This window comes from Escherichia sp. MAL-1 (assembly GCF_052948035.1).
Map to the genome: position 1 here is coordinate 589,588 of NZ_CM129609.1, position 23,810 is coordinate 613,397.

Genomic DNA, 23,810 nt, shown 5'->3' on the forward strand with positions numbered 1-23,810 from the left:
TTTTATATTTGTTATTGCAGTGGACGAGTTTCTGTCCCGGAACTGCCGCCATAATCATTGATCGCAGCCCATTTCACGTTCTTTCCGCCAGATGCAGGAAGTGGTAACTGTTTATGTTCTCCGGGCGCGATATATTCAATTTTGCTTGTGAGATCGATTTTATCGACTGCCAATCCGGCAAATACGACGTAATATTCAGTTGGGTTATATATATTGAGTGAATGATCACTACGTTTAAATTCCAGTGATTTCCACGCATCGTTTACCCGTCCCTTCAGGTGTGCGGGGCGATAAAACATTTTGATCCGTGTTTTAAATACCAGCGTCAACTCGTTAGCATTAACATCATCTGATTTTTTCTTTGCTGGAATGGCACGAACATTAATGTAGAACAGCGACTCTTTATTTTCAGGCAGGTTATCAGCTGTTTTAATAATTCGCAGTGATGAGTCATCGCCAGCCTCAAGACGAAATAGCGGTGGGGTTATAATAAATGGGGCACGGCTTTTACCATCTATATTATCTACCCATGATTGCAGTAAATAAGGCGTTTCTGCGCCTTTGTTTGCGACAGGTAACGCAGCCTCTTTGCGGCTGGCATCATAGATCACTCGCGTTCGCTGTAAAACGATTCCTCCTGCAAGCGCCTGGCCAATACAGAAGCTACACAACAAGGTTAATATCACCGCGAATGTTCGTTTTGACATAGTTATTTTTCAACCTGATACAACGAGAAAGAGGAAGGAAAAGGGCGTTATCTGACAGGTCAGATAACGCCGTAACGTATTAACGGTAATCCAGCGTTATGTTAACGACAGCGTCTGCTTCCCCTGGGGTGATTTCTGATGCTTCAACGGTTGATACGTAGTAAGCGATGAGGTCAACATTGACAATACCATTGGAGTCCGCCGGGATCTGATAAACCGTGTTATCATTGCCCATAGCATTCAGTGGCATAATGTTTCCGCTTTCCGCATCGTCAATACGGATACCCACACCTGTTGCCGCTATGCCAGCAAAAGAGCCTACTTTTGCCAGATTAGGGAAGTTAGGAACGGTACCATTATCCCGCGTTTCTAGCCATAGACGGAAAGACGCTTCAACGTTGCCGTTATCGTGCTCCCACCCAGTCATTGGGCAGTTAACTAAAGGAATAGTGAATGGAATTTTTGGGCTACGATCGCCAACAGAACGAAACTGTTCGGCATTATAGTGACCAAGAGCAACTTCAATTTTCTTATCAGAGTCATTGATTTCACAAGCGGATTTTAAAATCTCGCCATCAAAAACTATTTCACCATCTGTTGCAGCGGCATTACCTGCGAAAAGCGCAAGTAAGCCCGCAATGGCTATTTTTGTACCTTTATTCATATATAACCTTATCCTTGTAACAAGTACATAATCATATTTAATGTGAATATATGTTCAACATCTTTAAAGATTATACAGGCAGAAATATTTCATTGAACATTAAATAGACTGAACTTTAAGATTATATTTATATGCAAATATTTGATATTTTCATTATATTGATATCAATTTTCTATGTATTCAAAAGAGTATAAATGCCTGACTTTGCTGCGCCAGGGGGCGAGTCAGAATACGAGGTGATTTATTAATAGAACAAGTTATATGTATATCTAAAATTAAATTGTTGAACATAACTCCTTTTGCTATCGGCGTTATGTTCAACCCAGTCAAATGTTATTTAATATAATGCGTGACTGTTACATAAGTTAATTTAAACATTTTGAGCAAATTTTTCATCTGGTTAGGTGTTAATTAAACAAATAAAGTTACTGTGCAGCCATAAAAATGAAGCCGGGATAGCGGTAGAGACTTTAGCCGTGAGAAAACGATCTGTCGCATCCTGCTTTCCTTCGCCAGTCACCAGTAACAAAACTTCGCGGGCATTGAGAATATCCTTCAGGCCTAAGGTGATCCCACGAGTCACGGGGCGACCCGCGGTTTTTAACATCTCATGTTGCTGTGTTCTGGCATCAAGTTGACTGATATGGCAGGCCGGTTGCAGGCTTTCTCCCGGTTCGTTCAGCCCAAGATGACCGTTTTTCCCCAATCCGAGAACGCATAAATCCAGACCGCCTTTGCGCGCAATCAGGTTCGTTACCCGTTCGCACTCTGTCTCATTTATCTCTTCGGAGCGAAAGCTGATGAGCTGGTCTTCACGTAGCCCCAGCGGCTGCACGATATGCTGTTGCAGGAAAGTTTCGCAGGTACCAGGCATCGTTAATGGCAGATCCACCCATTCGTCGAGCTTCACGAAGGTGAGCTGGCTGACATCAACCTGCTGCTGGTGGATTTTTTCTACCAGATAATGATACGTCAGTAATGGCGTGGCTCCGGTCGCCAGGCAAATCACGGCATCCGGTTTGCTACGGATCACGGCCAATAAATATTCGCTGGCACGTTCACTTAACGCCGTATAGTTTTCAACTTGCTGAAGGGTTTGCACAGGATGAAATTCCTTAAGTAAAGAGGCACCACCAGACGCAGTGCCTCGTTCCATTTACAAAATGCCGAATGCGGAACAAACAATAGAGAGCACAAAAGTCACGCCGATTAACAGCACCGGATGCGCTTTTTTCACCCGCAGGAAGTAATACATCAGCAGGGTGTAGGCCATCGGTAAAATGTTCGGGAAGACTTTATCGAAGAAATCCTGCTGCAGCGCGACGCTGTGGGTACTGTCGATGGCAAACGATGTCACCACGTTAATATGCACATACGAAGCGATCAGCCCGCCGATTACCGTGATCCCGAGGATGGTTGCCGAACGGGCAATCATCTGCGAGTTCTCTCGCACTTTATCGATCGCCTTCACGCCGACTGAATAACCGACGTGGGTCCAGCCGACGCGCAGGAAAAAGATAAGCAGGTAAACGGCGAAAAATAGAATCGGCCCCAGCAGGTTTCCCTGGCTGGCAAATGATGAGCAAATTCCCGCCATAATCGGCAACAAAGTAAACCAGAAAATCGCATCGCCAATCCCGACGATTGGGCCAAACAGTGCCACTTTGAGGCCTTTAATGGTGTCGCGGTTTTCTCCTTTTTCTTCCATCGAAATTAATAACCCCATCAGGAATCCGACCAGATTCGGGTGGGTATTAATAAATTCGAGGTTATCTTTCATCGCCGCGCTTAAGCCCGGTTTGTCGTCCTTATAAATCTTTTTCAGGATCGGCAACATCGCCCAAGTAAAACCGCCCGCCTGCATCCTTTCGTAGTTAAAGCTCGCTTGCAGCAGCGACGAACGAAAGCCCAGACGGGTGATATCTTTTTTACTGATTTCAGATCCCATTGCTGTAGTCCTCTTCTTCATTTTTACTGGCAACGGGCTGCGGTTGCGCTTGCTGCCGGGATTTCGCATTGAAAAACTCATACACCGCAAAGCCTGCGCCCAGTACGGCAACCGGCAACAGGTTGCTGACCTGGATGTAGCAAACAAACAGGAAACCGGCGATCAGGTAAGGGATATATTGCGCTTTGAACATTACGCGCAGCAGCAAGCCAAAACCAACGGCAGGCAGAATACCGCCTGCCACTTCAAAGCCGTGGGTCAGCCAGGCGGGCATCGCTTTCACCAGCGCCTGCATCGCCCCCTGTGCCAGGTAAGTACAGAGGAAAGCAATCACCGCATACGCTGAAGCGACGATGAGCATCGTTGTCCAGTTAAGCCGGGAAAACGCTGCCGTATCCGCCTCTTTCGCGCATTTATCGGCTTTGGTCATAAATAATGAGAAAGCGGAATAGAAGAACAGAATTGTAGATTCAATTGGTCAACGCAACAGTTATGTGAAAACATGGGGTTGCGGAGGTTTTTTGAATGAGACGAACATTTACAGCAGAGGAAAAAGCCTCTGTTTTTGAACTATGGAAGAACGGAACAGGCTTCAGTGAAATAGCGAATATCCTGGGTTCAAAACCCGGAACGATCTTCACTATGTTAAGGGATACTGGCGGCATAAAACCCCATGAGCGTAAGCGGGCTGTAGCTCACCTGACACTGTCTGAGCGCGAGGAGATACGAGCTGGTTTGTCAGCCAAAATGAGCATTCGTGCGATAGCTACTGCGCTGAATCGCAGTCCTTCGACGATCTCACGTGAAGTTCAGCGTAATCGGGGCAGACGCTATTACAAAGCTGTTGATGCTAATAACCGAGCCAACAGAATGGCGAAAAGGCCAAAACCGTGCTTACTGGATCAAAATTTACCATTGCGAAAGCTTGTTCTGGAAAAGCTGGAGATGAAATGGTCTCCAGAGCAAATATCAGGATGGTTAAGGCGAACAAAACCACGTCAAAAAACGCTGCGAATATCACCTGAGACAATTTATAAAACGCTGTACTTTCGTAGCCGTGAAGCGCTACACCACCTGAATATACAGCATCTGCGACGGTCGCATAGCCTTCGCCATGGCAGGCGTCATACCCGCAAAGGCGAAAGAGGTACGATTAACATAGTGAACGGAACACCAATTCACGAACGTTCCCGAAATATCGATAACAGACGCTCTCTGGGGCATTGGGAGGGCGATTTAGTCTCAGGTACAAAAAACTCTCATATAGCCACACTTGTAGACCGAAAATCACGTTATACGATCATCCTTAGACTCAGGGGCAAAGATTCTGTCTCAGTAAATCAGGCTCTTACCGACAAATTCCTGAGTTTACCGTCAGAACTCAGAAAATCACTGACATGGGACAGAGGAATGGAACTGGCCAGACATCTAGAATTTACTGTCAGCACTGGCGTTAAAGTTTACTTCTGCGATCCTCAGAGTCCTTGGCAGCGGGGAACAAATGAGAACACAAATGGGCTAATTCGGCAGTACTTTCCTAAAAAGACATGTCTTGCCCAATATACTCAACATGAACTAGATCTGGTTGCTGCTCAGCTAAACAACAGACCGAGAAAGACACTGAAGTTCAAAACACCGAAAGAGATAATTGAAAGGGGTGTTGCATTGACAGATTGAATCTACAATGACGTACTGCATTAACAAACTAAACGGCAGGCCAAGACCAATTGCTGTTTTGGCATCAACGCCCGTAGACCATGCAATGACGGTGGTCATCAGACCCGCCATAATCGGGTTGGGCGGCTGAACACCACCTGCAGGGGTTAATCCGGCGAAAGCCAACTCTGTCAGACCACCGGTAATTAAGCCAGTCTGAATATCACCGAGAATAGCGCCAGTTAGGGTACAAACGATTATCGGGCGGAATAAAAATAAGGCTTCCAGCCAAAAATCAATCCCCAGAACAAAAACTAACGCCGCCAGGGATAATCCCTGAAGTAGGGTTATTTCATGCATTTTTATTACCTCAAACCAATATTAAGGCGATTTTAGATTTAGTCAGGGATTTGTTCTTTTTGATCGCCAGGGACGTCATGAATGAAAACATTCACGCCACGTTGTTTAATAAAACGTAAGTCCGCGAGATCCTGGTCATCGACATAAACTTTACTGCTGATTTGCTTTTTCCCTTCCGAGAAATGCATATTGCCGACGTTGACATCTTTCAGGTCAATGCCACCTTCTACCAATTTACGTACCGTTTGTGGCGTACGGCAAATCAGGAAGATCTTCTGATGCGGTGCAGCTTTGCCGATGACGTTAATGGTTTTTTCGATAGTAAAGAAACGAATGCCAAAGCCGTAGGTTTCCGCGGTAATACCCATTAATTTCTGTTGAATATCATCGTTAGCGACAACATCATCCACGACTACCAGCAGATTTGCACCGATGGTGGATGTCCAGGTCACGCCAACCTGGCCATGAACCAGACGGTTATCAATACGGGTTAAGAGAATATTTGGACTGCTCATTGTGTAATCCTCACCATAAAGTTGAATAATATAATTTTTTTAAATATATTATTGTTGCGATATTGTACTGATGTATTTATTAAGGTTTAGTTATCTCCTTTTCCATTAAGGCACTCCCCGATATTAATCGGGAAGTACATTGGGATAAATCATAAAAAACTAATGATTATGCTGAAATTCGATTCGCTGAACCACAGACATTAATTTTATTTCTGACAACTTCTTTCATCGCATCCATTCCGACGCGCATATAATAACGAGGATCATTACCCTGCGGATTTTCCGCAAACCAGGCTTTAACCGCGCCAGCGAAGGCTATTTTTAATTCTGTGGCAACGTTCACTTTTGTGACGCCAAGTTCAATAGTGCGACGGACAAATTCATCCGGAACATCGCTGGCACCATGCAGCACCAGAGGAACATCCACCACTTCACGAATTTCCGCCAGCCGCTGGAAATCAATCTTCGGCGTTTTGCTGTATAAGCCGTGCGCCGTACCAATCGCTACCGCCAGGCTGTCGACGCCAGTCAGTTCGACAAAGCGTTTAGCTTCTTGTGGATCGGTCAGGAATGCACTTTCGGCGTCAACGCTCATGTCATCTTCAACACCGCCCAGGCGGCCCAGTTCTGCTTCCACGCTGCAATCTTGTGAGTGGCAGAAGTCAACAACCGATTTCACCAGCTTCACGTTCTCGGCAAACGGGAAGTGGCTGCCGTCGATCATCGCACTGCGCACACCTGCGTGGACTTTACGGCGAATATCATCCAGCGATTCGTGGTGGTCGAGATGCAGCGCCAGTGGCATGTTGTAGGTTGTGGAATAGGCGCTACACAGGGCGTAGATCTCTTCCAGCGCGATGTGTTTAAAGGTCCCCGGCGTTCCGGCGAGGATCACCGGCGATCGCATTTCACTGCACACTTCGAGGATCGCTTGGATCGTCTCGGCGTTATGAATGTTAAAAGCAGGCACCGCGTAGCCATTGGCCTGGGCGTCCTGTAACAGATATTTAGTGGAGATAATGCTCATAATGCGATCCTCTTATGCCTGCCACGGATGAATGATTACGCCTTGCACCACGCGGTTAACGGTGCCACTGGCTGATGGGGTATCCGGCGTATTGCCCATGTGCAGCGACTGCATCAGTGCAAACGTCTGGGCGTACATCAGGAAGCAAAATGCCTGCTCAACGTCGATAAAGTGACGTGACGGTGGCAGGATGATATGTGGACCGGCAGCGACGATGTCGCTGCTTTCCGCGGCGATGGCGATTACACGCATTGCCTGGTTGTCACGGCGAAGTTCAGCCAGCAGATCAAGATCATACTGACGGGTGTAAGGGTGGCTGGAGACAAATACCACCACCAGCGTTTCGTCATCGACCAGCGATTTTGGTCCATGACGGAATCCGGTTGGAGAATCATAAAAGGCCGCCAGTTTACCCGCCGTCAGTTCCAGCACTTTCAGCGCCGACTCGCGTGCTGCGCCCTGTAAGCCACCGCTACCGAGATAAACGATCCGTTTCCACGGTGCGTAACCAAACACACCTTCGCTGAAATCGCCCAGTGAGGTCAGGATCGCCTGGCAACGATCCGCCACGTCGCGGAAGGTTTGGCTGTTGATCGTCTCAGGTGCGAAAACCGCGAGGCAGCTGGCCATCATGGTGGTAATGCTGCTGGTCATCGCAAAGCCGCGATCGTGCGTTTCTGCGGGCATCAGCAGGGCAAACGCGTTATCGCTGTTGATCGCGTTTTGGTAAAGAGCGCCCGCTTCGTTGCAGGTGATCGGCAGGTGATAGCATTCCGGTACAAATTGATTTGCCAGTTCCACGGCTGCGACGCTTTCCGGGCTGTTGCCGGATCGACCGAAGGAGATCAACAGCAGCGGATGGGCTGGGTTCAGGTAGTCCATCGGATTAGTGACCAGATCGGTGGTCGGTACGGCGCTGAAGTTTTTACCGGTATGGCTGGCGAGCCACGGCGCGATGATGTCACCGATAAATGCCGAGGTTCCGGCTCCGGTCAGGATGATCCGCAGATTCTCTTTGCGCAGTAACGGTTCAAGGAAGTTATTGAGCGCGGAACGTAGCGCGTCGATGTTGGTGAGTGAACGGATCCATGCGCGAGGCTGATGGCGGATCTCTTCTTCAGTCCATGTACCGGTTGCGGCGGCAGCAGGGGTGTAATTTTTTGGCATAACTCAATCCTTAGTCTGATGAACTTGACGTCGGGCGTTGTCGCTTTCACTTGCCTTTCGTTTCATTTCACTTGGTGATGTCTTTCGTTGATTAAAATCTATAGAAAAGAAACAGAAAGTTCAATGGAGAAAAAGGAAATAAAACGAAATCTGTGATCATTAAAAGAAAAGACAAGGGAAGATTAAAGAATTGCGTAATGACGTCGCTATGTTCACCGATTGCTGGATGCGGCGTACCGTAGGTCGCATAAGACGCGTTAGCGTCGCATCCGACACCGCTGCACAGATCAAAACGAAAGAAAAAGAAAGGCCTTACGGGGGAAGTGAAGGCCCAATAAAGGAGCAAACTATCAAAACGAAGCTAATTGACTCTGAATCCAGATTTGTTGCACATGCAGCCCGCTATCCAGCGCAACGATGCTGGCGCGTTTGCCCGGTTTAAGCGATCCCAGAACACCATCAACACCCAGCATTCGCGCCGGATGCAGCGATGCCATATGAATGGCTTCCGCAGGCGTTACGCCCGTCAACTCGACCATGTTGCGCACTGCCGCATCAACAGACAGCGTACTGCCCGCCAGCCCACCGGACGCGGTACGGACAACGCCACCGTGCATCTGCACTTCTTCGCCACATAACGTATAGCGACCATCCGGCATCCCGGCTGCCTGCATCGCGTCGGTGATCAGCACGATTCTCTCTTTTGCACAGCAACAACACAGCGACATCGCCGCCGGATGCACATGATGACCATCGGCTATCAGTTCCAGCCAGGCGCGCTTGTCCGTTAATCCCGCGCCAACCATTCCCGGTTCGCGGTGATGTAAACCTGTCATCCCGTTATAGCAATGCACCAGGCCGTCGGCACCAGCATCAAACGCGGCGCGAGTTTGTTGCCAGGTCGCCGCGCTATGCCCCAGCATCACTCGTACATTTTGCTGTTTAAGATGGCGGATGGCCTGCAATGCCCCCTCTTTTTCCGGTGCCAGCGCTACCACGCGTAAGGTGTGCTGAGAAACGGCAATCAATTGATCCAGCTCGGCAATTTCAAGCTCGCGAAACAACTCCGGCGGATGCGCGCCTTTATTCTGCGGCGTGAAGTACGGTCCTTCGAGATAACTCCCCAGCACTTGCGCACCAGGTCCGCCGCGTTGGCAACGTTGCGCAATACGTTTCAGCGCCGCATGAATGGTATTAAGCGGCGCGGTTACGGTAGTCGGTAACCAACTGCCGACACCTTCGCGTGCCTTGTGCATTGCCAGCTTGTCGAGCACATCCGGCGCGTCATCCATTACATCAACGCCCGCACCACCGTGTACATGGGTGTCGATGTAAGCGGGGCAGAGCAGTTCCGCATCGCGTTCAGTCACGCCCACTGGAATCGGTTCGATTGCTGCGATGACACCGTCAGCAATACGCAACTGATGGTCATCGAGCCATCCCTCTTCAGTCAGCAGCCTTCTGGCGCGCAGAACGTGTGTCATATCCCTTCCTCGACCGGACATTCTTCATGGCAGCGGCCTAACTCGTCCACCAGACTGGTCAGCCCACGATGTCCACACTCCAGTGCCTGTACACGGAATTCTTCACCGCTTAACCCTTCGCGCTCCAGCACCATCTCCAGTAGCAGTTGCAAATTGGTGCCGGTGATCACTTCACAGCCCGGTTTTTGCATCGCCAGCGTTGAAGCTACGCGAAACGGCGTGCCGCCCAGCAAATCCGTCAGAAAAACAATGCCGTCTTCACAATCCAGTTGGGCGATGGCCTCTTCAAGCTGCGATGTAAGCAGCGCGGTGCTTGAGGTTTCCGGAAAATCGATGGCGATAAACTGCGATTGCTCACCGAGAATTTGCTTCATTGCTTTTTCCATGCCGCTGGCAAACCCGCCATGCCCTGTCAAAATAATACTTAACATCTAATACCTCATTGTATTTAAAGGAAATGGCAGAATTTACCGACGATGCCGAGAACCACGGTAACTGCAATCAGACGCAGCGGACTCCAGCCGCGGCGTACCAACCAAAACATGGTCAGGGTGTAGACCAACGGTAAGAAGGCCGGCATCAGTTTGTCGATAACATCAGCCTGTAACTTAACCACTGCGTCGCCCGCCGTGATTTCCAGCGTGGTGCTTAAACGAACATAGGTTGCCACCAGCGCACCGATTACCGTCATCCCAACGATAGACGCAGCATGGCCGACTTTTTTGGTATTCGCTTTAATCAGTGGAATCGCCGCCACGCCCATGCGGTAAGCATAATGCGCCAGACCAAAACGCAGCCCCAGGTGTACCACGTTGAACAGCACAATAAAGACGACTGCGCCAAGAATGGAGCCTTGCAATGCCAGACTGGCTCCAATCCCGCCACAAATCGGCAGTAGCGTTAGCCAGAACATTGCATCGCCAATCCCGCCGAGCGGCGCACCGACGGCAATTTTGGTGCTCTGAATACTGTTAACGTCCTGCTTAGAACGCTCCATCGCAAGGATAATGCCGATAACAAATGTCACCAGAAACGGATGGGTATTGAAGAAACCCATATGCCCCTTCATGGCGCGCGCCAGGTCGCGTTTATTAGTGTGGATCTTTTTCAGAGCAGGCAGCAGACCGTACAACCAGCCAGAAGCCTGCATACGTTCGTAGTTAAAAGACGCTTGTAACAGCATGGAACGCCAGGCGACGCGGTTGATATCTTTTTTCGTCAGCTCCGCGCCAATGCTCTGATCTTCATACACGTTTTCATTGACGCCAGTCAGCAATGTTTCTTCGTTTTCACTGACGTTCGGCAGGGTGGTTTGATTAGATGCCATCTTCAAATTCCTCTTTCTGTGCCGCAGGTTGAGTCGGTTCAGGAGATTTACGCAGCAGGTCGATCAGCGCCATCGCCAGCGCAGCGGCAGCAATAGCCAGCACCGGTAACTTGAGCCAGGCTGCGGCAACAAAGCCCAGGATGAAGTAGGGGATGTAGACGTTTTTCATCATGATTTTCAGCAGCACGGCAAAACCGATTGCTGGCATGATGCCGCCCGCGACGCCGAGGCCGTCGATTAATCGTTGCGGCAGGACATCAATGATGGTTTTTGCATGTTCCGCGCCGAAGTAGATAGGCAGGAAAGCGCAGAGAAAATAGAAAGTGCCGAGTGCCAGCAGTGCCAGATAGTTCACGCGTTCAATGCCGCGAGTATCGGCGTTCTCCGCCATCCGGTCGCAGCGAGACATCACGCCGGACATCACCGAGAACAGGAAGGTAATCCCCATCTGTACTGCGACAGCGAAAGGTACGGCGACACCGACTGCGACATCGGGTTTCACGCCAGTAGTAATGGCAAACGCCGTGCCGACGATAGTACCGATAATCACGTTAGGCGGCTGTGCGCCCGCCAGCGGGGCCAGCCCCATCCACACCAGTTCCAGCGTACCGCCGGTTAAAATTCCGGTATGCAGATCGCCAAGTACCAGCCCGACCAACGGGCCGAGGACCACCGGGCGGTGCATATGTGTTAGGCCGTTAAACATATCCAGGCCAGCGATAAAGGCGATAATGCCCAACGCAAATGCCTGCAACAGGCTGATTTCCATGATGAATCCCTCAAAGTAATTTAAAGAGGTCCACAGCAGGCTCTGTCGGGACGCCCTGAACGAAGCATTCCACCCCAGCGGCTTTCAGGTCGTTAAATGCTGCGATATCGCCCGCATCCACAGAAACCGTTTTGGCGATTTGTTGTTTGCCATTGGCGTAGTGCATATTGCCAACGTTAATGCGATTCACCGGAACGCCACCTTTCACCAGCGTCAGGAAATCGGCGGGTGTTTTACAAACCAGCAGGATTTTCTGTCGATCGGCGGCGCGATGAATGTTGTCGATAACTTTTTGCAGCGTCCAGAAACGTACGGCGATCCCTTCTGCCAGTACCATTTCCATCAGGTTTTGTTGTACCGGATCTTCGGCAACCTCATCGTTGGCTACCAGCACCAGATTTGCCCCCGCAAATCCGACCCATTGAACGCCGACCTGACCGTGAATCAAGCGTTCATCAATCCGGCTTAAAACAATATTTGGCATAGCGTGTTCCTCTTTGTTTTGCTTATTGGCCTTCACAGGCTGTGTGGTACTGCGCCAGGATGTCCTGAATATGGTTGATAATGAGTTCCCGTGGCGTTGGCTGCAGCTCGCCGGAGCGAACTTTCACGTACTGCAGCGGCAGATACTGGCTGATCAGCGGCAGCGGAATTGGTGAATCCGCCAGATTACGTACCAGATGAGCGAAAGCGTCATCAATCTGGCTGTCCGGCCAGTAATAGCGCACGCGATCCGAGTAGCTATAACCACGCGCCAGACGACGCGCGTTGCCGTCACCGTGGTAGTGGCTTTGCCAGTATTCCGGGCGGTCGAGCATCACGTCTTCCAGCACCTGACGCAGACCAGAACAGACTTTCGCTGGCACCAGTTCTTCTTCAATCGCCGCCAGAGAGAACAGAGCTTCACGCAGGGCGAAGGTCAGCGCTGGGCCAACTTTCAGAATGGCAAAGTGGTCAATCACCAGCTGGCGCAGCGATTGCGGCGTTTGATAATCGGTAGAGTGCGCTTCGAAAATCAGCGTTTCGTAGTTTTCGACCATCTGGCTTAAGGCGCTCGCTTTGGCGGGCTGATAATCAATAACGTTGGTGTGATCGAATTCGACGCCGGGTTGAACCACCAGGGCAATGATGCGTGGCCAGATGGCATTCAAACCTTGCTTTTCAAAGGCGTGACGATGGGCTTCCAGCGTGGCGCGGGCGGCATCCGGCGTGGTGACCGCCAGCTCGCTTAAGGTTTCATGCGCGCCGCCAGGTACCGGCACTTCGGTACCAATGACATACTCCAGATCGGCTTCGCCAAAGTGTTCAAGACAGGTTTCTTCCGCCACTTTCGCCAGACGGGCGGCGCGTTCAGCCACGATGTCATCAGTTAAGGGAATTGGATCGTCCTGACAGGACATGCTGCAATCAAGGTGGATTTTTTTGAATCCTGCCGCAACGTAGCTTTTAATCAAATCATCGGCATTGGCCATTGCCTGAGCGGCTGGCAGGTTTTGCCAGCGGTTTGGCCCCAGATGGTCACCACCCAGAATCAACGCATCCTGCGGGAAATTCAACGAGTCGGCGAGCTGACAAACAAAGCCGCGAAAATCGGCGGGCGTCATTCCGGTATAACCGCCGAACTGGTCTACCTGATTGGAGGTTGCTTCAATCAGTAACGGCGTTTGGTTTGCACTGGCGTAGCGGATTGCAGCTTCCAGCACCAGCGGATGTGCGGAACAAACGGCATAAATTGCATTTGTTTTGCCCGCTTTGTGCTGTCTCACCATTTCTGTTAGATGTTTCACTTTCCTCTCCAGTTCAGATTACTGCGATATTAATCTTTCGTTTTGTTTCAGTTGATACTGCGTCATGGTGAGATAAAAATAAAACGAAAGACAATAGTTTTCTGATCTGATTCACAAAAGAAACATAATGAAAGTCACTGAAACGAGAGTAGCTTGCGTCAATGGGCAAGGTGGGCTTGCATTTGCTTAATAGAAAGGCGTTAATAGGCAAAACGAAATGAAACGAAAGTTTTACGAAAGGACTTACTATGAGTAATACCGACGCTTCAGGTGAGAAGCGAGTGACAGGCACCAGCGAGCGACGAGAACAGATCATTCAGCGTCTGCGACAGCAAGGGAGTGTGCAGGTTAACGATCTGTCGGCATTGTATGGCGTATCTACCGTGACGATCCGCAACGATCTGGCGTTTCTGGAAAAGCAGGGGATCGCTGTGCGTGCCTATGGTGGCGCGTTGATCTGCGATAGCACGACGCCGTCAGTCGAGCCATCAGTGGAAGATAAAAGCGCACTGAACACCGCGATGAAACGCAGCGTTGCGAAAGCTGCCGTTGAGTTGATTCAGCCAGGTCATCGGGTGATCCTCGATTCCGGGACCACCACTTTTGAGATTGCTCGTCTGATGCGCAAGCACACTGACGTAATTGCGATGACCAACGGTATGAACGTGGCTAATGCTTTGCTGGAAGCGGAAGGCGTTGAGCTGCTGATGACCGGCGGGCATTTGCGCCGTCAGTCGCAATCTTTTTACGGCGATCAGGCTGAACAATCGCTGCAAAATTACCACTTCGATATGCTGTTTCTTGGTGTAGATGCGATCGATCTGGAGCGCGGCGTCAGCACGCATAATGAAGATGAAGCCCGTTTAAACCGCCGGATGTGCGAAGTTGCGGAACGGATCATCGTAGTCACCGATTCCAGTAAGTTCAATCGTTCCAGTTTACATAAGATCATTGATACTCAACGTATCGACATGATCATTGTTGATGAAGGCATTCCTGCGGATAGTCTGGAAGGACTGCGAAAGGCTGGGGTTGAAGTGATTCTGGTCGGGGAGTGAGAAAGGGTGCCCGCTGGTCAACACGAATACGTTCGGCGGGCATTGTGAACACCATCAATGGTTTTCTTCTGTCTCTTGGGTGAGGCTTTCCCAGTCGGCAGGAGGATGTCCTCTTTTTAACATTTTACTGAATACGGTATAGGCATCTGTTTTTTTACCGTAGGTGCGCAGCGTGTTTTCATCGTTCATCCATCCCAGAATGATGACTTTCTCTTTTTCACTGTAACGAAAGAAGAGACGATAGCGACCAGCACCAAATTTTACCCGTGACCAGTCTTTATTTTTCCCAGAGCCTAACGACTTGCCATGACGGAATGCCGGTGATGATGGATTGACCGTGATATGCTCCTCAATCACTTTATGGACCACCGCCAATAACTTTGTGGCAGCTTTTCTCTGATAATTTTCAGGATCTTTTCCCTTTAATGCCTCGACTTCGGCAACTAAAGCATCGTAGGTTTCCTGAAAACAGGGATGAGCATATAGCGCCCAACCATTAACCCTTTGTGGAAAATCCATTATTCGTCGTCGCCAATCTCATCATCAATGTTGACGTCCATGCCAGCGACAAGTTTCTTTCCTTGTTGAATGTTGAATGGACGAGTTTTTTGCGGGTTGTTCTGGATATCTGCATCCAGAAAACGCAAAAATGCATTCATAGTATGATCCTCCTGTTCATCTCCCAGTCGGCACATAAAGACTTGCCCACCAGGCAGAATTTCGTAATGAATGCTGTCCTGGCCTGGATTCAGTTTTAAGGCCTCACGCACTGGCGCGGGGATAGTTGTTTGTCCGCGTATCGTGACCTTTGATTCAGTGGTCAGTACAGCGTGAGAGCGAGCATTAGCGGGCATGATTCACTGTCCTTTTACAGCCTGTTTTCTGCTCAAATTATAAGCTTGAACTAAGGTAATGCAAATGCATTATTAATGGACGTGGGGGCTTTAAACAATAAAAACATGGCACTAAGGCCATGTTTTGCGAGGGACGTTCCAAAAGAAATCAGGTCACCGGTGCCGGGTTAAACACCGCCAGCTGGTTATGCAGCCCCCATTGATCCGAGAAGGTTTTCTTCTTCCCGCTGGCGACGTCGAGAATAAAGTGGAACAACTTCCAGCCCACCTCTTCAATAGTTTCTTCGCCGGTAGCGATGGTGCCCGCATTAATATCCATTAAATCAAACCAGCGGTTCGCCAGCTCGGTGCGGGTTGCCATTTTAATGACGGGTACCGCCATCAGGCCGTACGGCGTACCACGACCGGTCGTAAACACTTGCACTGTGATACCCGAAGCCACCTGTTGCGTGCCACAGACAAAATCGCTGGCTGGCGTCGCGGCGTAAATTAATCCGCGTTTAGTCGGGCGTTGACCGGGCGACAGCACTTCAACAATTGCGCTTTTACCCGATTTAGCAATGGAGCCGAGTGCCTTCTCTACCACGTTTGCCAGACCGCCTTTCTTGTTGCCCGGCGAAGGGTTGGCGCTGCGGTCGGTTTTTCCCATATTGAGATAGTTATCGTACCACTCCATCTCCTCCAGCAGCCGTTTGCCGACCTCTTCGTTCACTGCGCGTGGTGTCAGCAGATGGATCGCGTCACGCACTTCCGTTACTTCTGAAAACATCACCGTTGCGCCGCAGCGCACCAGTAGATCAGACGCATAGCCAACCGCCGGGTTTGCCGTTACACCAGAAAACGCATCGCTGCCACCGCACTGCATACCAACGACCAGTTCTGAAGCCGGGCAGGTTTCTCGCTGCCGTTGATTCAGTTTTTGTAGATGGCGTTCGGCGATCTGCAAAATATCCTCGACCATGGACTGAAAACCGACATGCTTTTCATCCTGCAAACTGACAATGCTGGCGCTTTCTACTGGAATAGCTTGCACATCATCCGTTCCAGTCAGCAGGCGCTCAGGCTGCAACTTTTCACAACCCAGGCCAATCACCATTACTTCGCCGCCAAAGTTAGGATTCAGCGAAATATTGTGAATGGTACGGATAGGTACAACTGCCGCCGGTGCGTTAATCGCCACGCCACAACCGTACAAATGATTCAGCCCCACCACGCCATCGACGTTCGGGTATTTCGGTAGCAGATCGCGTTCAATGATTTTTACTACATAGTCCACCACGCCTGCCACACAGTGGACGCTGGTGGTGATACCGAGCAGGTTTTTGGTGCCCACGCTGCCATCGGCATTGCGATAGCCCTCAAAGGTGTATCCTTCCAGCGGCGGTAAGGGTTCCGGGACTTTGGTTGCCAGTGGCAGCGTGTGTAACGGCGGCGCTTCCGGTAGTACAACCATTGATTCGTCGATCCAGCTTCCGCGTGGGATTGCACGCACGGCGTAACCAATCACTTCGCCATAACGAATAATTTCACCATTAGCCGGAATGTCCAGCAATGCGACTTTATGCCCCTGGGGAATATGTTCAATTAATTCCAGCCCATCCGGAAAACGCGTTCCTGCTTTCAGGCCATTATCATTAACAATAATTGCCACATTATCTGTGTCGTGAACTTTTATATAAAACGCAGTTGGCGTTTCTTGTCTGATTTCGATGTTGGCCATTGTGCAATATTCTCCAGCCAGGGGTTATTAAAATGAGGACCTGGTCTCATTTAAAAATAAATGACTTCATTGGGTGAAATAAGAATGTCAGGAGTTTAAACGCAGAAATGTGATCAATGTCAATCATTTCAGGGATTGCAGTGCCGCCCGGTAAGGTAAAGCGCAAATCTGTGCTTTAGCGCGCAACCTTATGTGCATATGCTCAAAATAATATTTAAATAGTATTAATTAAATTAGCATTTGCACAATGATTATTATTCTCGCGCTGCTTATACTAATTCCCGAGTTCATTGTCGTTACGGCATAAATGAAACTCATAAATAACACCTTCCCCATAATAATAAAAATCAGCATAAGTACCCGAGGTAAATAAAATGATTCTGGACACCGTTGACGAAAAAAAGAAAGGCGTGCATACCCGCTATTTAATATTACTGATTATTTTTATTGTTACCGCCGTTAACTACGCCGATCGTGCAACGCTGTCTATTGCTGGTACCGAAGTGGCAAAAGAGTTGCAGTTAAGTGCGGTTTCGATGGGTTACATCTTCTCCGCTTTTGGCTGGGCCTACTTGCTGATGCAAATCCCCGGCGGCTGGCTGCTTGATAAGTTTGGCTCGAAAAAAGTTTACACCTACAGCCTCTTTTTCTGGTCGCTATTCACCTTCCTGCAAGGCTTTGTTGATATGTTCCCGCTGGCCTGGGCAGGGATCTCCATGTTCTTTATGCGCTTTATGCTCGGCTTCTCGGAAGCGCCATCATTCCCGGCGAACGCCCGAATTGTCGCCGCCTGGTTCCCGACGAAAGAACGTGGTACTGCCTCCGCCATCTTTAACTCGGCGCAATATTTCTCGCTGGCGCTCTTTTCGCCGCTGCTTGGCTGGCTGACTTTCGCCTGGGGCTGGGAGCACGTCTTTACCGTTATGGGGGTGATTGGTTTTGTGCTGACGGCGCTGTGGATCAAGTTGATTCATAACCCGACAGATCACCCACGTATGTCTGCGGAAGAGCTGAAGTTTATCTCTGAAAATGGCGCGGTGGTCGATATGGACCACAAAAAGCCGGGCAGTGCGGCAGCAAGCGGACCCAAACTGCATTACATCAAGCAATTGCTCTCTAACCGCATGATGCTGGGCGTATTTTTCGGACAATATTTTATCAACACCATCACCTGGTTCTTCCTCACCTGGTTCCCGATTTATCTGGTGCAGGAAAAAGGCATGTCGATTCTGAAAGTGGGTCTGGTCGCCTCGATTCCAGCACTGTGTGGTTTTGCGGGCGGCGTGCTGGGAGGTGTCTTCTCGGATTATCTGATCAAACGCGGTTTATCCCTGACCCTGGCACGTAAGCTACCGATTGTGCTGGGAATGTTGCTGGCTTCCACCATCATCTTATGTAACTACACCAACAACACCACGCTGGTGGTCATGCTGATGGCGCTGGCTTTCTTTGGCAAAGGATTTGGTGCGCTGGGCTGGCCGGTGATTTCTGACACCGCGCCGAAAGAGATTGTTGGCCTCTGCGGCGGCGTCTTTAACGTCTTTGGCAATGTTGCCTCCATTGTCACTCCACTGGTGATTGGCTACCTGGTAAGTGAACTGCACTCCTTCAATGCAGCACTGGTTTTCGTGGGATGTTCAGCGCTGATGGCGATGGTCTGCTACCTCTTCGTAGTTGGCGACATTAAACGTATGGAATTGCAGAAATAAGCAAAGGTATAAGCGATGAATAACGATGTTTTCCCGAATAAATTCAAAGCCGCACTGGCTGCGAAACAGGTACAAATTGGTTGCTGGTCAGCACTCTCTAACCCGATTAGCACTGAAGTTCTTGGTTTGGCTGGGTTTGACTGGCTGGTGCTGGATGGCGAACATGCGCCAAACGATATCTCCACGTTTATTCCGCAGTTAATGGCCTTGAAAGGCAGCGCCAGCGCGCCAGTAGTGCGAGTGCCGACCAACGAGCCGGTAATTATTAAGCGTCTTCTGGATATCGGTTTCTATAACTTCCTGATTCCTTTTGTAGAAACAAAAGAGGAAGCAGAGCTGGCGGTGGCATCAACCCGTTACCCACCGGAAGGCATTCGCGGCGTCTCCGTTTCTCACCGCGCCAATATGTTTGGCACCGTGGCGGATTATTTCGCTCAGTCGAACAAGAACATCACTATTCTGGTCCAGATAGAAAGTCAGCAGGGCGTAGATAACGTCGATGCCATTGCCGCTACCGAAGGCGTAGACGGCATCTTCGTCGGCCCCAGCGATCTGGCCGCGGCATTAGGCCATCTCGGCAATGCATCACACCCGGATGTACAAAAAGCAATTCAGCACATTTTTAACCGTGCCAGCGCGCACGGCAAACCCAGCGGTATCCTCGCGCCGGTCGAAGCCGATGCGCGTCGTTATCTGGAATGGGGCGCGACGTTTGTGGCTGTCGGCAGCGATCTCGGCGTCTTCCGCTCTGCCACTCAGAAACTGGCTGATACCTTTAAAAAATAACCACCACCGCAACAAGAGAGATGATTGATATGACTATGAAAGTTGGTTTTATTGGCCTGGGGATTATGGGTAAACCAATGAGTAAAAACCTTCTGAAAGCAGGTTACTCGCTGGTGGTTGCTGACCGTAACCCAGAAGCTATTGCTGACGTGATTGCTGCAGGTGCAGAAACAGCGTCTACGGCTAAAGCGATCGCTGAACAGTGCGACGTCATCATAACCATGCTGCCAAACTCCCCTCATGTGAAAGAGGTGGCGCTGGGTGAGAATGGCATTATTGAAGGCGCGAAGCCAGGTACGGTATTGATCGATATGAGTTCTATCGCACCGCTGGCAAGCCGTGAAATCAGCGAAGCGCTGAAAGCGAAAGGCATTGATATGCTGGATGCTCCGGTGAGCGGCGGTGAACCGAAAGCCATCGACGGTACGCTGTCAGTGATGGTGGGCGGCGACAAGGCTATTTTCGACAAATACTATGATTTGATGAAAGCGATGGCGGGTTCCGTGGTGCATACCGGGGAAATCGGTGCAGGTAACGTCACCAAACTGGCAAATCAGGTCATTGTGGCGCTGAATATTGCCGCGATGTCAGAAGCGTTAACGCTGGCAACTAAAGCGGGCGTTAACCCGGACCTGGTTTATCAGGCAATTCGCGGTGGACTGGCGGGCAGTACCGTGCTGGATGCCAAAGCGCCGATGGTGATGGACCGCAACTTCAAGCCGGGCTTCCGTATTGATCTGCATATTAAGGATCTGGCGAATGCGCTGGATACTTCTCACGGCGTCGGCGCACAACTGCCGCTCACAGCTGCGGTTATGGAGATGATGCAGGCACTGCGAGCAGATGGTTTAGGAACGGCGGATCATAGCGCCCTGGCGTGCTACTACGAAAAACTGGCGAAAGTCGAAGTTACTCGTTAATGACGTCGTGCCCGGATGGCGTATTGCAATCCGGGCCTGGAATCCAGGCCGAATAAGAGAAACGCCCTCCGGCGTCATGTGGTAACAGGCATAGGTATGAAAATCGTAATCGCCCCAGACTCTTATAAAGAAAGTTTATCTGCCAGCGAGGTTGCGCAGGCGATAGAAAAAGGATTTCGGGAAATTTTTCCTGATGCACAGTACGTTTCTGTTCCGGTTGCCGACGGTGGCGAAGGAACGGTGGAAGCGATGATTGCAGCCACCCAGGGGGCTGAACGTCACGCCTGGGTTACAGGGCCGCTGGGCGAGAAAGTGAATGCCAGTTGGGGGATCTCCGGCGATGGCAAAACCGCGTTTATTGAAATGGCGGCGGCCAGTGGGCTGGAGCTGGTACCTGCGGAAAAACGCGATCCACTCGTGACCACTTCACGCGGCACAGGCGAGTTAATCCTGCAGGCGCTGGAGAGCGGTGCGACAAACATTATTATCGGCATTGGCGGCAGCGCTACAAATGATGGCGGCGCAGGCATGGTACAGGCGCTGGGGGCGAAATTATGCGACGCCAACGGCAATGAAATTGGTTTTGGCGGCGGTAGTCTTAATACTCTGAATGATATTGATATTTCCGGCCTCGATCCGCGCTTAAAAGATTGCGTCATTCGCGTCGCTTGTGATGTCACCAATCCGCTGGTGGGCGATAACGGCGCATCGCGCATCTTTGGCCCACAAAAGGGAGCCAGTGAAGCGATGATTGTTGAGCTGGACAATAACCTCTCTCACTATGCCGAGGTCATTAAAAAAGCGCTGCATGTTGATGTGAAAGATGTCCCCGGTGCAGGAGCTGCGGGTGGTATGGGCGCGGCGCTAATGGCGTTTCTTGGTGCGGAACTGAAAAGTGGTATTGAAATCGTCACTACGGCGCTGAATCTGGAGGAACATATTCACGATTGTACGCTGGTGATCACCGGTGAAGGGCGTATTGACAGCCAGAGTATTCACGGGAAGGTACCGATTGGTGTCGCAAACGTGGCGAAGAAGTACCATAAACCGGTGATTGGCATTGCGGGTAGCCTGACCGATGATGTTGGCGTTGTACATCAGCATGGCATTGATGCGGTCTTCAGCGTATTGACCAGCATAGGTACGTTGGACGAAGCATTCCGCGGGGCTTATGACAATATCTGCCGTGCTTCACGTAATATCGCCGCGACACTGGCGATTGGAATGCGCAACGCGGGGTGACAAGGGCGCGCAAACCCTCTATACTGCGCGCCGAAGCTGACCAGACAGTCGCCGCTTCGTCGTCGTCCTCTTCGGGGGAGACGGGCGGAGGGGAGGAAAGTCCGGGCTCCATAGGGCAGGGTGCCAGGTAACGCCTGGGGGGGAAACCCACGACCAGTGCAACAGAGAGCAAACCGCCGATGGCCCGCGCAAGCGGGATCAGGTAAGGGTGAAAGGGTGCGGTAAGAGCGCACCGCGCGGCTGGTAACAGTCCGTGGCACGGTAAACTCCACCCGGAGCAAGGCCAAATAGGGGTTCATAAGGTACGGCCCGTACTGAACCCGGGTAGGCTGCTTGAGCCAGTGAGCGATTGCTGGCCTAGATGAATGACTGTCCACGACAGAACCCGGCTTATCGGTCAGTTTCACCTGATTTACGTAAAAACCCGCTTCGGCGGGTTTTTGCTTTTGGAGGGGCAGAAAGATGAATGACTGTCCACGACACTATACCCAAAAGAAAGCGGCTTATCGGTCAGTTTCACCTGATTTAACGAAAACCCGCCAGCGTAAACCGGCGGGTTTTTGCTTTGGGAGGGGCAGAAAGATGAATGACTGTCCACGACGCTATACCCAAAAGAAAGCGGCTTATCGGTCAGTTTCACCTGATGTACGTAATAAACCGTTCCGGCGGGTTTCAGATTGTTGAGTGCGCTTTATTCATGCCGGATGCGGCGTGAACGCCTTATCCTGCCTACAAAAGCACGCAAATTCAATATATTGCAGAGATGGCGTAGGCCTGATAAGCGTAGCGCATCAGGCATTTTTGCGGTTGCCATCAGTTTCAAACCCGCATCGATAAGTTTTTGCTTTTGGTGCACAGGGTAAGAAGCATGAATATTTACGGTATTAATAATAGACTTTGTAAGAAGTTATTAAGTCTATATTGCATTTAAAAGGTCGTAATCATACGTATAGTCCTCTCTGGTAAAATATAGTTCCTCTGAGTTATATGCTTCATGTGTGTTATATTTTTTCGACCTCAAAGTAATTGTCAGAAGAATTATCGTCTTTCTCGATACCATTATCTGAAAGTAACTCTTCTGAGCTAGAGTCTTCTATGTTTAAATCCATAGTATAACTAATTTGGGGAATGACCAGATAAGCATTTTCTTTGATATTTTCATAATCTTCAATGATTATGTCGATATAATCATGTATTTTTTCTGATGAGAAATCTATCATCTCTGGTAATTTAATTCTGTTCAAGCAATTGTTGATTTTCGATGAGCTTTTATATATTTCTTTTGTTAATTCATTTTCTAATTTATCTGTAAGAGTTGCTCTTGGTATAGATTTTATAATTGCAAATCTCATAATTTTTAATTGTTCTTCGGTAATGTCTCCAGGCTCATTCAAACAACTTTCGACAAACTTGATTTTTTCTTCAGAATACATATCGCTAATGCTTATTAAAACAGGTGTTATTTTTAGTAAATAATCCCAGGAGATTGTGGCGTTTTGTGTTGAACTAACAAAATTAACCTGAAACATGTTGGCATTAGTAAAATTTGTTGAATTCAATTTAAAAGGATTTAAAATAGTATTAGCCATATGTTTATCTGTGAAATCATAATAATCTAAATCGACATTACGTAAGTCCAGAGAGGATAGATCAACGATATCTCCAGTCCCACAACTAAAAATTACGTTTAACCTCCTGATTTCATTGTAAATATCTTTTAATGGGCAATTAATATTGATATTACCTGTGGATATTTCCTGGTTTTTTAACGGTTCATTAATGGTAAGTTCACAAGTATTGTCCGATCGTTGAATAATTTGGGCGTTATAACCTAAAAAATCCAGACGAAGAGACGAGACATTATAAAGAATTACATTTTGTAAGTACGCTAATTCTTTTTGAAAATCACCAGTGATAATGCATTTTCCACCAGGTTGTAACGTGTTAAGTAAAGTGACCATTTCAATAGAGGTCTGTTTTAGTTTTTCTATACCTGGTGCTAGTGCTTCGAGGTTATTTCCTGTTGGGCTTTCAGGAAGGTCATTCATTTTTCGACGGACTAAATCACTACTAATATCATTACCAATTGATGAAACAGGGAACATTATTT

22 protein-coding genes, 1 other RNA gene and 3 pseudogenes are annotated in these 23,810 nt (G+C 49.4%); 7 read left to right on the forward strand and 19 right to left on the reverse strand.

Annotated elements, in window-relative coordinates; all coding sequences use genetic code 11:
- Nucleotides 1-11 precede the first annotated feature (11 nt).
- The 5 genes and pseudogenes from ACU8XX_RS02890 to ACU8XX_RS02910 all read right to left on the reverse strand — a co-directional run.
- Entirely contained in the window at nucleotides 12-707 is a 696-nt protein-coding gene (locus ACU8XX_RS02890) for a fimbrial biogenesis chaperone (protein ID WP_000044774.1), read from the reverse strand.
- Between the two features lie 79 nt (nucleotides 708-786).
- A complete protein-coding gene (locus ACU8XX_RS02895; protein WP_032174304.1) occupies nucleotides 787-1,371 on the reverse strand; it encodes a fimbrial protein in 585 nt (194 codons plus the stop codon).
- Nucleotides 1,372-1,771: 400 nt separating this feature from the next.
- The gene (locus tag ACU8XX_RS02900; protein ID WP_001300536.1) at nucleotides 1,772-2,527 is read right to left on the reverse strand and encodes a galactosamine-6-phosphate isomerase; all 756 of its coding nucleotides are present in this window, start codon (nucleotides 2,525-2,527) and stop codon (nucleotides 1,772-1,774) included.
- On the reverse strand, nucleotides 2,528-3,319 hold the full coding sequence (gene agaD, locus ACU8XX_RS02905; RefSeq protein ID WP_112033954.1) for a PTS galactosamine transporter subunit IID: 792 nt from the start codon (nucleotides 3,317-3,319) through the stop codon (nucleotides 2,528-2,530).
- A pseudogene (locus ACU8XX_RS02910) lies at nucleotides 3,309-3,794 on the reverse strand (PTS sugar transporter subunit IIC); the annotation flags it as partial. The pseudogene ACU8XX_RS02910 and the gene agaD, both read right to left, overlap by 11 nt.
- A gap of 50 nt (nucleotides 3,795-3,844) precedes the next feature.
- Between ACU8XX_RS02910 and ACU8XX_RS02915 the strand changes: the two are divergent.
- A complete protein-coding gene (locus ACU8XX_RS02915; RefSeq protein ID WP_001254932.1) occupies nucleotides 3,845-4,996 on the forward strand; it encodes an IS30-like element IS30 family transposase in 1,152 nt (383 codons plus the stop codon).
- Nucleotides 4,997-4,999: 3 nt separating this feature from the next.
- Here ACU8XX_RS02915 and ACU8XX_RS02920 read toward each other — a convergent pair.
- From ACU8XX_RS02920 to kbaZ, 10 genes and pseudogenes are all read right to left on the reverse strand, one after another.
- Nucleotides 5,000-5,335: pseudogene (locus ACU8XX_RS02920) on the reverse strand (PTS sugar transporter subunit IIC); the annotation flags it as partial.
- Between the two features lie 38 nt (nucleotides 5,336-5,373).
- Entirely contained in the window at nucleotides 5,374-5,850 is a 477-nt protein-coding gene (gene agaB, locus ACU8XX_RS02925; protein ID WP_000098021.1) for a PTS galactosamine transporter subunit IIB, read from the reverse strand.
- Nucleotides 5,851-6,016: 166 nt separating this feature from the next.
- Nucleotides 6,017-6,877: a tagatose-bisphosphate aldolase subunit KbaY gene (kbaY, locus tag ACU8XX_RS02930; RefSeq protein WP_000022766.1), complete on the reverse strand. Its 861-nt coding sequence runs from the start codon at nucleotides 6,875-6,877 to the stop codon at nucleotides 6,017-6,019.
- Nucleotides 6,878-6,889: 12 nt separating this feature from the next.
- Nucleotides 6,890-8,044: an AgaS family sugar isomerase gene (locus tag ACU8XX_RS02935; protein WP_001125706.1), complete on the reverse strand. Its 1,155-nt coding sequence runs from the start codon at nucleotides 8,042-8,044 to the stop codon at nucleotides 6,890-6,892.
- A gap of 350 nt (nucleotides 8,045-8,394) precedes the next feature.
- Entirely contained in the window at nucleotides 8,395-9,528 is a 1,134-nt protein-coding gene (gene nagA / locus ACU8XX_RS02940; protein ID WP_001324786.1) for an N-acetylglucosamine-6-phosphate deacetylase, read from the reverse strand.
- Nucleotides 9,525-9,959, reverse strand: coding sequence for a PTS galactosamine/N-acetylgalactosamine transporter subunit IIA (gene agaF / locus ACU8XX_RS02945; protein ID WP_000948824.1), 435 nt, complete (start codon nucleotides 9,957-9,959; stop codon nucleotides 9,525-9,527). The genes nagA and agaF overlap by 4 nt, the downstream gene beginning before the upstream one ends.
- A gap of 17 nt (nucleotides 9,960-9,976) precedes the next feature.
- A complete protein-coding gene (gene agaE / locus ACU8XX_RS02950; protein ID WP_001295548.1) occupies nucleotides 9,977-10,855 on the reverse strand; it encodes a PTS N-acetylgalactosamine transporter subunit IID in 879 nt (292 codons plus the stop codon).
- Entirely contained in the window at nucleotides 10,845-11,624 is a 780-nt protein-coding gene (agaW, locus tag ACU8XX_RS02955) for a PTS N-acetylgalactosamine transporter subunit IIC (RefSeq protein WP_000406214.1), read from the reverse strand. Before agaW ends, agaE begins: the two co-directional genes overlap by 11 nt.
- Nucleotides 11,625-11,634: 10 nt before the next feature.
- Nucleotides 11,635-12,108 (reverse strand): PTS N-acetylgalactosamine transporter subunit IIB, encoded by a 474-nt coding sequence (gene agaV, locus ACU8XX_RS02960; RefSeq protein WP_001295547.1) that lies wholly within the window; start codon nucleotides 12,106-12,108, stop codon nucleotides 11,635-11,637.
- Between the two features lie 22 nt (nucleotides 12,109-12,130).
- Nucleotides 12,131-13,411, reverse strand: coding sequence for a tagatose-bisphosphate aldolase subunit KbaZ (gene kbaZ, locus ACU8XX_RS02965; protein ID WP_000681905.1), 1,281 nt, complete (start codon nucleotides 13,409-13,411; stop codon nucleotides 12,131-12,133).
- A 248-nt stretch (nucleotides 13,412-13,659) separates the two neighbouring features.
- Here kbaZ and agaR point away from each other — a divergent pair, with 248 nt between their 5' ends.
- Entirely contained in the window at nucleotides 13,660-14,469 is an 810-nt protein-coding gene (gene agaR / locus ACU8XX_RS02970; RefSeq protein ID WP_000072187.1) for an aga operon transcriptional regulator AgaR, read from the forward strand.
- 54 nt (nucleotides 14,470-14,523) lie between these two features.
- Here the strand turns inward: agaR and yhaV are convergent, their stop codons facing one another.
- The 3 genes from yhaV to garD form a co-directional block, all read right to left on the reverse strand.
- Nucleotides 14,524-14,988, reverse strand: a complete 465-nt coding sequence (gene yhaV / locus ACU8XX_RS02975; protein ID WP_000347251.1) for a type II toxin-antitoxin system ribonuclease toxin YhaV — start codon at nucleotides 14,986-14,988, stop codon at nucleotides 14,524-14,526.
- Nucleotides 14,988-15,323: a type II toxin-antitoxin system antitoxin PrlF gene (gene prlF / locus ACU8XX_RS02980; RefSeq protein WP_053893542.1), complete on the reverse strand. Its 336-nt coding sequence runs from the start codon at nucleotides 15,321-15,323 to the stop codon at nucleotides 14,988-14,990. The genes yhaV and prlF overlap by 1 nt, the downstream gene beginning before the upstream one ends.
- Nucleotides 15,324-15,471: 148 nt before the next feature.
- Nucleotides 15,472-17,043, reverse strand: coding sequence for a galactarate dehydratase (gene garD / locus ACU8XX_RS02985; protein WP_001273753.1), 1,572 nt, complete (start codon nucleotides 17,041-17,043; stop codon nucleotides 15,472-15,474).
- Nucleotides 17,044-17,417: 374 nt separating this feature from the next.
- On the opposite strand from garD, the gene garP reads away from it, so the two are divergent.
- The 5 genes from garP (at nucleotide 17,418) to rnpB (ending at nucleotide 22,109) form a co-directional block, all read left to right on the forward strand.
- A complete protein-coding gene (garP, locus tag ACU8XX_RS02990) occupies nucleotides 17,418-18,752 on the forward strand; it encodes a galactarate/glucarate/glycerate transporter GarP (RefSeq protein ID WP_000599636.1) in 1,335 nt (444 codons plus the stop codon).
- A 15-nt stretch (nucleotides 18,753-18,767) separates the two neighbouring features.
- Nucleotides 18,768-19,538: a 2-dehydro-3-deoxyglucarate aldolase gene (gene garL / locus ACU8XX_RS02995; protein ID WP_001058209.1), complete on the forward strand. Its 771-nt coding sequence runs from the start codon at nucleotides 18,768-18,770 to the stop codon at nucleotides 19,536-19,538.
- Nucleotides 19,539-19,567: 29 nt separating this feature from the next.
- The gene (garR, locus tag ACU8XX_RS03000; protein ID WP_001303675.1) at nucleotides 19,568-20,458 is read left to right on the forward strand and encodes a 2-hydroxy-3-oxopropionate reductase; all 891 of its coding nucleotides are present in this window, start codon (nucleotides 19,568-19,570) and stop codon (nucleotides 20,456-20,458) included.
- Between the two features lie 96 nt (nucleotides 20,459-20,554).
- On the forward strand, nucleotides 20,555-21,700 hold the full coding sequence (gene garK, locus ACU8XX_RS03005) for a glycerate 2-kinase (RefSeq protein WP_001300387.1): 1,146 nt from the start codon (nucleotides 20,555-20,557) through the stop codon (nucleotides 21,698-21,700).
- A gap of 32 nt (nucleotides 21,701-21,732) precedes the next feature.
- Nucleotides 21,733-22,109: RNase P RNA component class A (rnpB, locus tag ACU8XX_RS03010), an RNA gene on the forward strand.
- Nucleotides 22,110-22,616: 507 nt separating this feature from the next.
- On the opposite strand, the pseudogene ACU8XX_RS03015 reads toward rnpB, so the two are convergent.
- Nucleotides 22,617-23,805, reverse strand: a pseudogene (locus tag ACU8XX_RS03015) (YhaC family protein).
- Between the last annotated feature and the right edge of the window lie 5 nt (nucleotides 23,806-23,810).

What these genes read in the sequence shown, in the direction of transcription:
- ACU8XX_RS02890 (WP_000044774.1), bottom strand. Translation starts at nt 707, where the DNA reads ATGTCAAAACGAACATTCGCGGTGATATTAACCTTGTTGTGTAGCTTC.
- ACU8XX_RS02895 (WP_032174304.1), bottom strand. Translation starts at nt 1,371, where the DNA reads ATGAATAAAGGTACAAAAATAGCCATTGCGGGCTTACTTGCGCTTTTC.
- ACU8XX_RS02900 (WP_001300536.1), bottom strand. Translation starts at nt 2,527, where the DNA reads ATGGAACGAGGCACTGCGTCTGGTGGTGCCTCTTTACTTAAGGAATTT.
- agaD (WP_112033954.1), bottom strand. Translation starts at nt 3,319, where the DNA reads ATGGGATCTGAAATCAGTAAAAAAGATATCACCCGTCTGGGCTTTCGT.
- ACU8XX_RS02915 (WP_001254932.1), top strand. Translation starts at nt 3,845, where the DNA reads ATGAGACGAACATTTACAGCAGAGGAAAAAGCCTCTGTTTTTGAACTA.
- agaB (WP_000098021.1), bottom strand. Translation starts at nt 5,850, where the DNA reads ATGAGCAGTCCAAATATTCTCTTAACCCGTATTGATAACCGTCTGGTT.
- kbaY (WP_000022766.1), bottom strand. Translation starts at nt 6,877, where the DNA reads ATGAGCATTATCTCCACTAAATATCTGTTACAGGACGCCCAGGCCAAT.
- ACU8XX_RS02935 (WP_001125706.1), bottom strand. Translation starts at nt 8,044, where the DNA reads ATGCCAAAAAATTACACCCCTGCTGCCGCCGCAACCGGTACATGGACT.
- nagA (WP_001324786.1), bottom strand. Translation starts at nt 9,528, where the DNA reads ATGACACACGTTCTGCGCGCCAGAAGGCTGCTGACTGAAGAGGGATGG.
- agaF (WP_000948824.1), bottom strand. Translation starts at nt 9,959, where the DNA reads ATGTTAAGTATTATTTTGACAGGGCATGGCGGGTTTGCCAGCGGCATG.
- agaE (WP_001295548.1), bottom strand. Translation starts at nt 10,855, where the DNA reads ATGGCATCTAATCAAACCACCCTGCCGAACGTCAGTGAAAACGAAGAA.
- agaW (WP_000406214.1), bottom strand. Translation starts at nt 11,624, where the DNA reads ATGGAAATCAGCCTGTTGCAGGCATTTGCGTTGGGCATTATCGCCTTT.
- agaV (WP_001295547.1), bottom strand. Translation starts at nt 12,108, where the DNA reads ATGCCAAATATTGTTTTAAGCCGGATTGATGAACGCTTGATTCACGGT.
- agaR (WP_000072187.1), top strand. Translation starts at nt 13,660, where the DNA reads ATGAGTAATACCGACGCTTCAGGTGAGAAGCGAGTGACAGGCACCAGC.
- yhaV (WP_000347251.1), bottom strand. Translation starts at nt 14,988, where the DNA reads ATGGATTTTCCACAAAGGGTTAATGGTTGGGCGCTATATGCTCATCCC.
- prlF (WP_053893542.1), bottom strand. Translation starts at nt 15,323, where the DNA reads ATGCCCGCTAATGCTCGCTCTCACGCTGTACTGACCACTGAATCAAAG.
- garD (WP_001273753.1), bottom strand. Translation starts at nt 17,043, where the DNA reads ATGGCCAACATCGAAATCAGACAAGAAACGCCAACTGCGTTTTATATA.
- garP (WP_000599636.1), top strand. Translation starts at nt 17,418, where the DNA reads ATGATTCTGGACACCGTTGACGAAAAAAAGAAAGGCGTGCATACCCGC.
- garL (WP_001058209.1), top strand. Translation starts at nt 18,768, where the DNA reads ATGAATAACGATGTTTTCCCGAATAAATTCAAAGCCGCACTGGCTGCG.
- garR (WP_001303675.1), top strand. Translation starts at nt 19,568, where the DNA reads ATGACTATGAAAGTTGGTTTTATTGGCCTGGGGATTATGGGTAAACCA.
- garK (WP_001300387.1), top strand. Translation starts at nt 20,555, where the DNA reads ATGAAAATCGTAATCGCCCCAGACTCTTATAAAGAAAGTTTATCTGCC.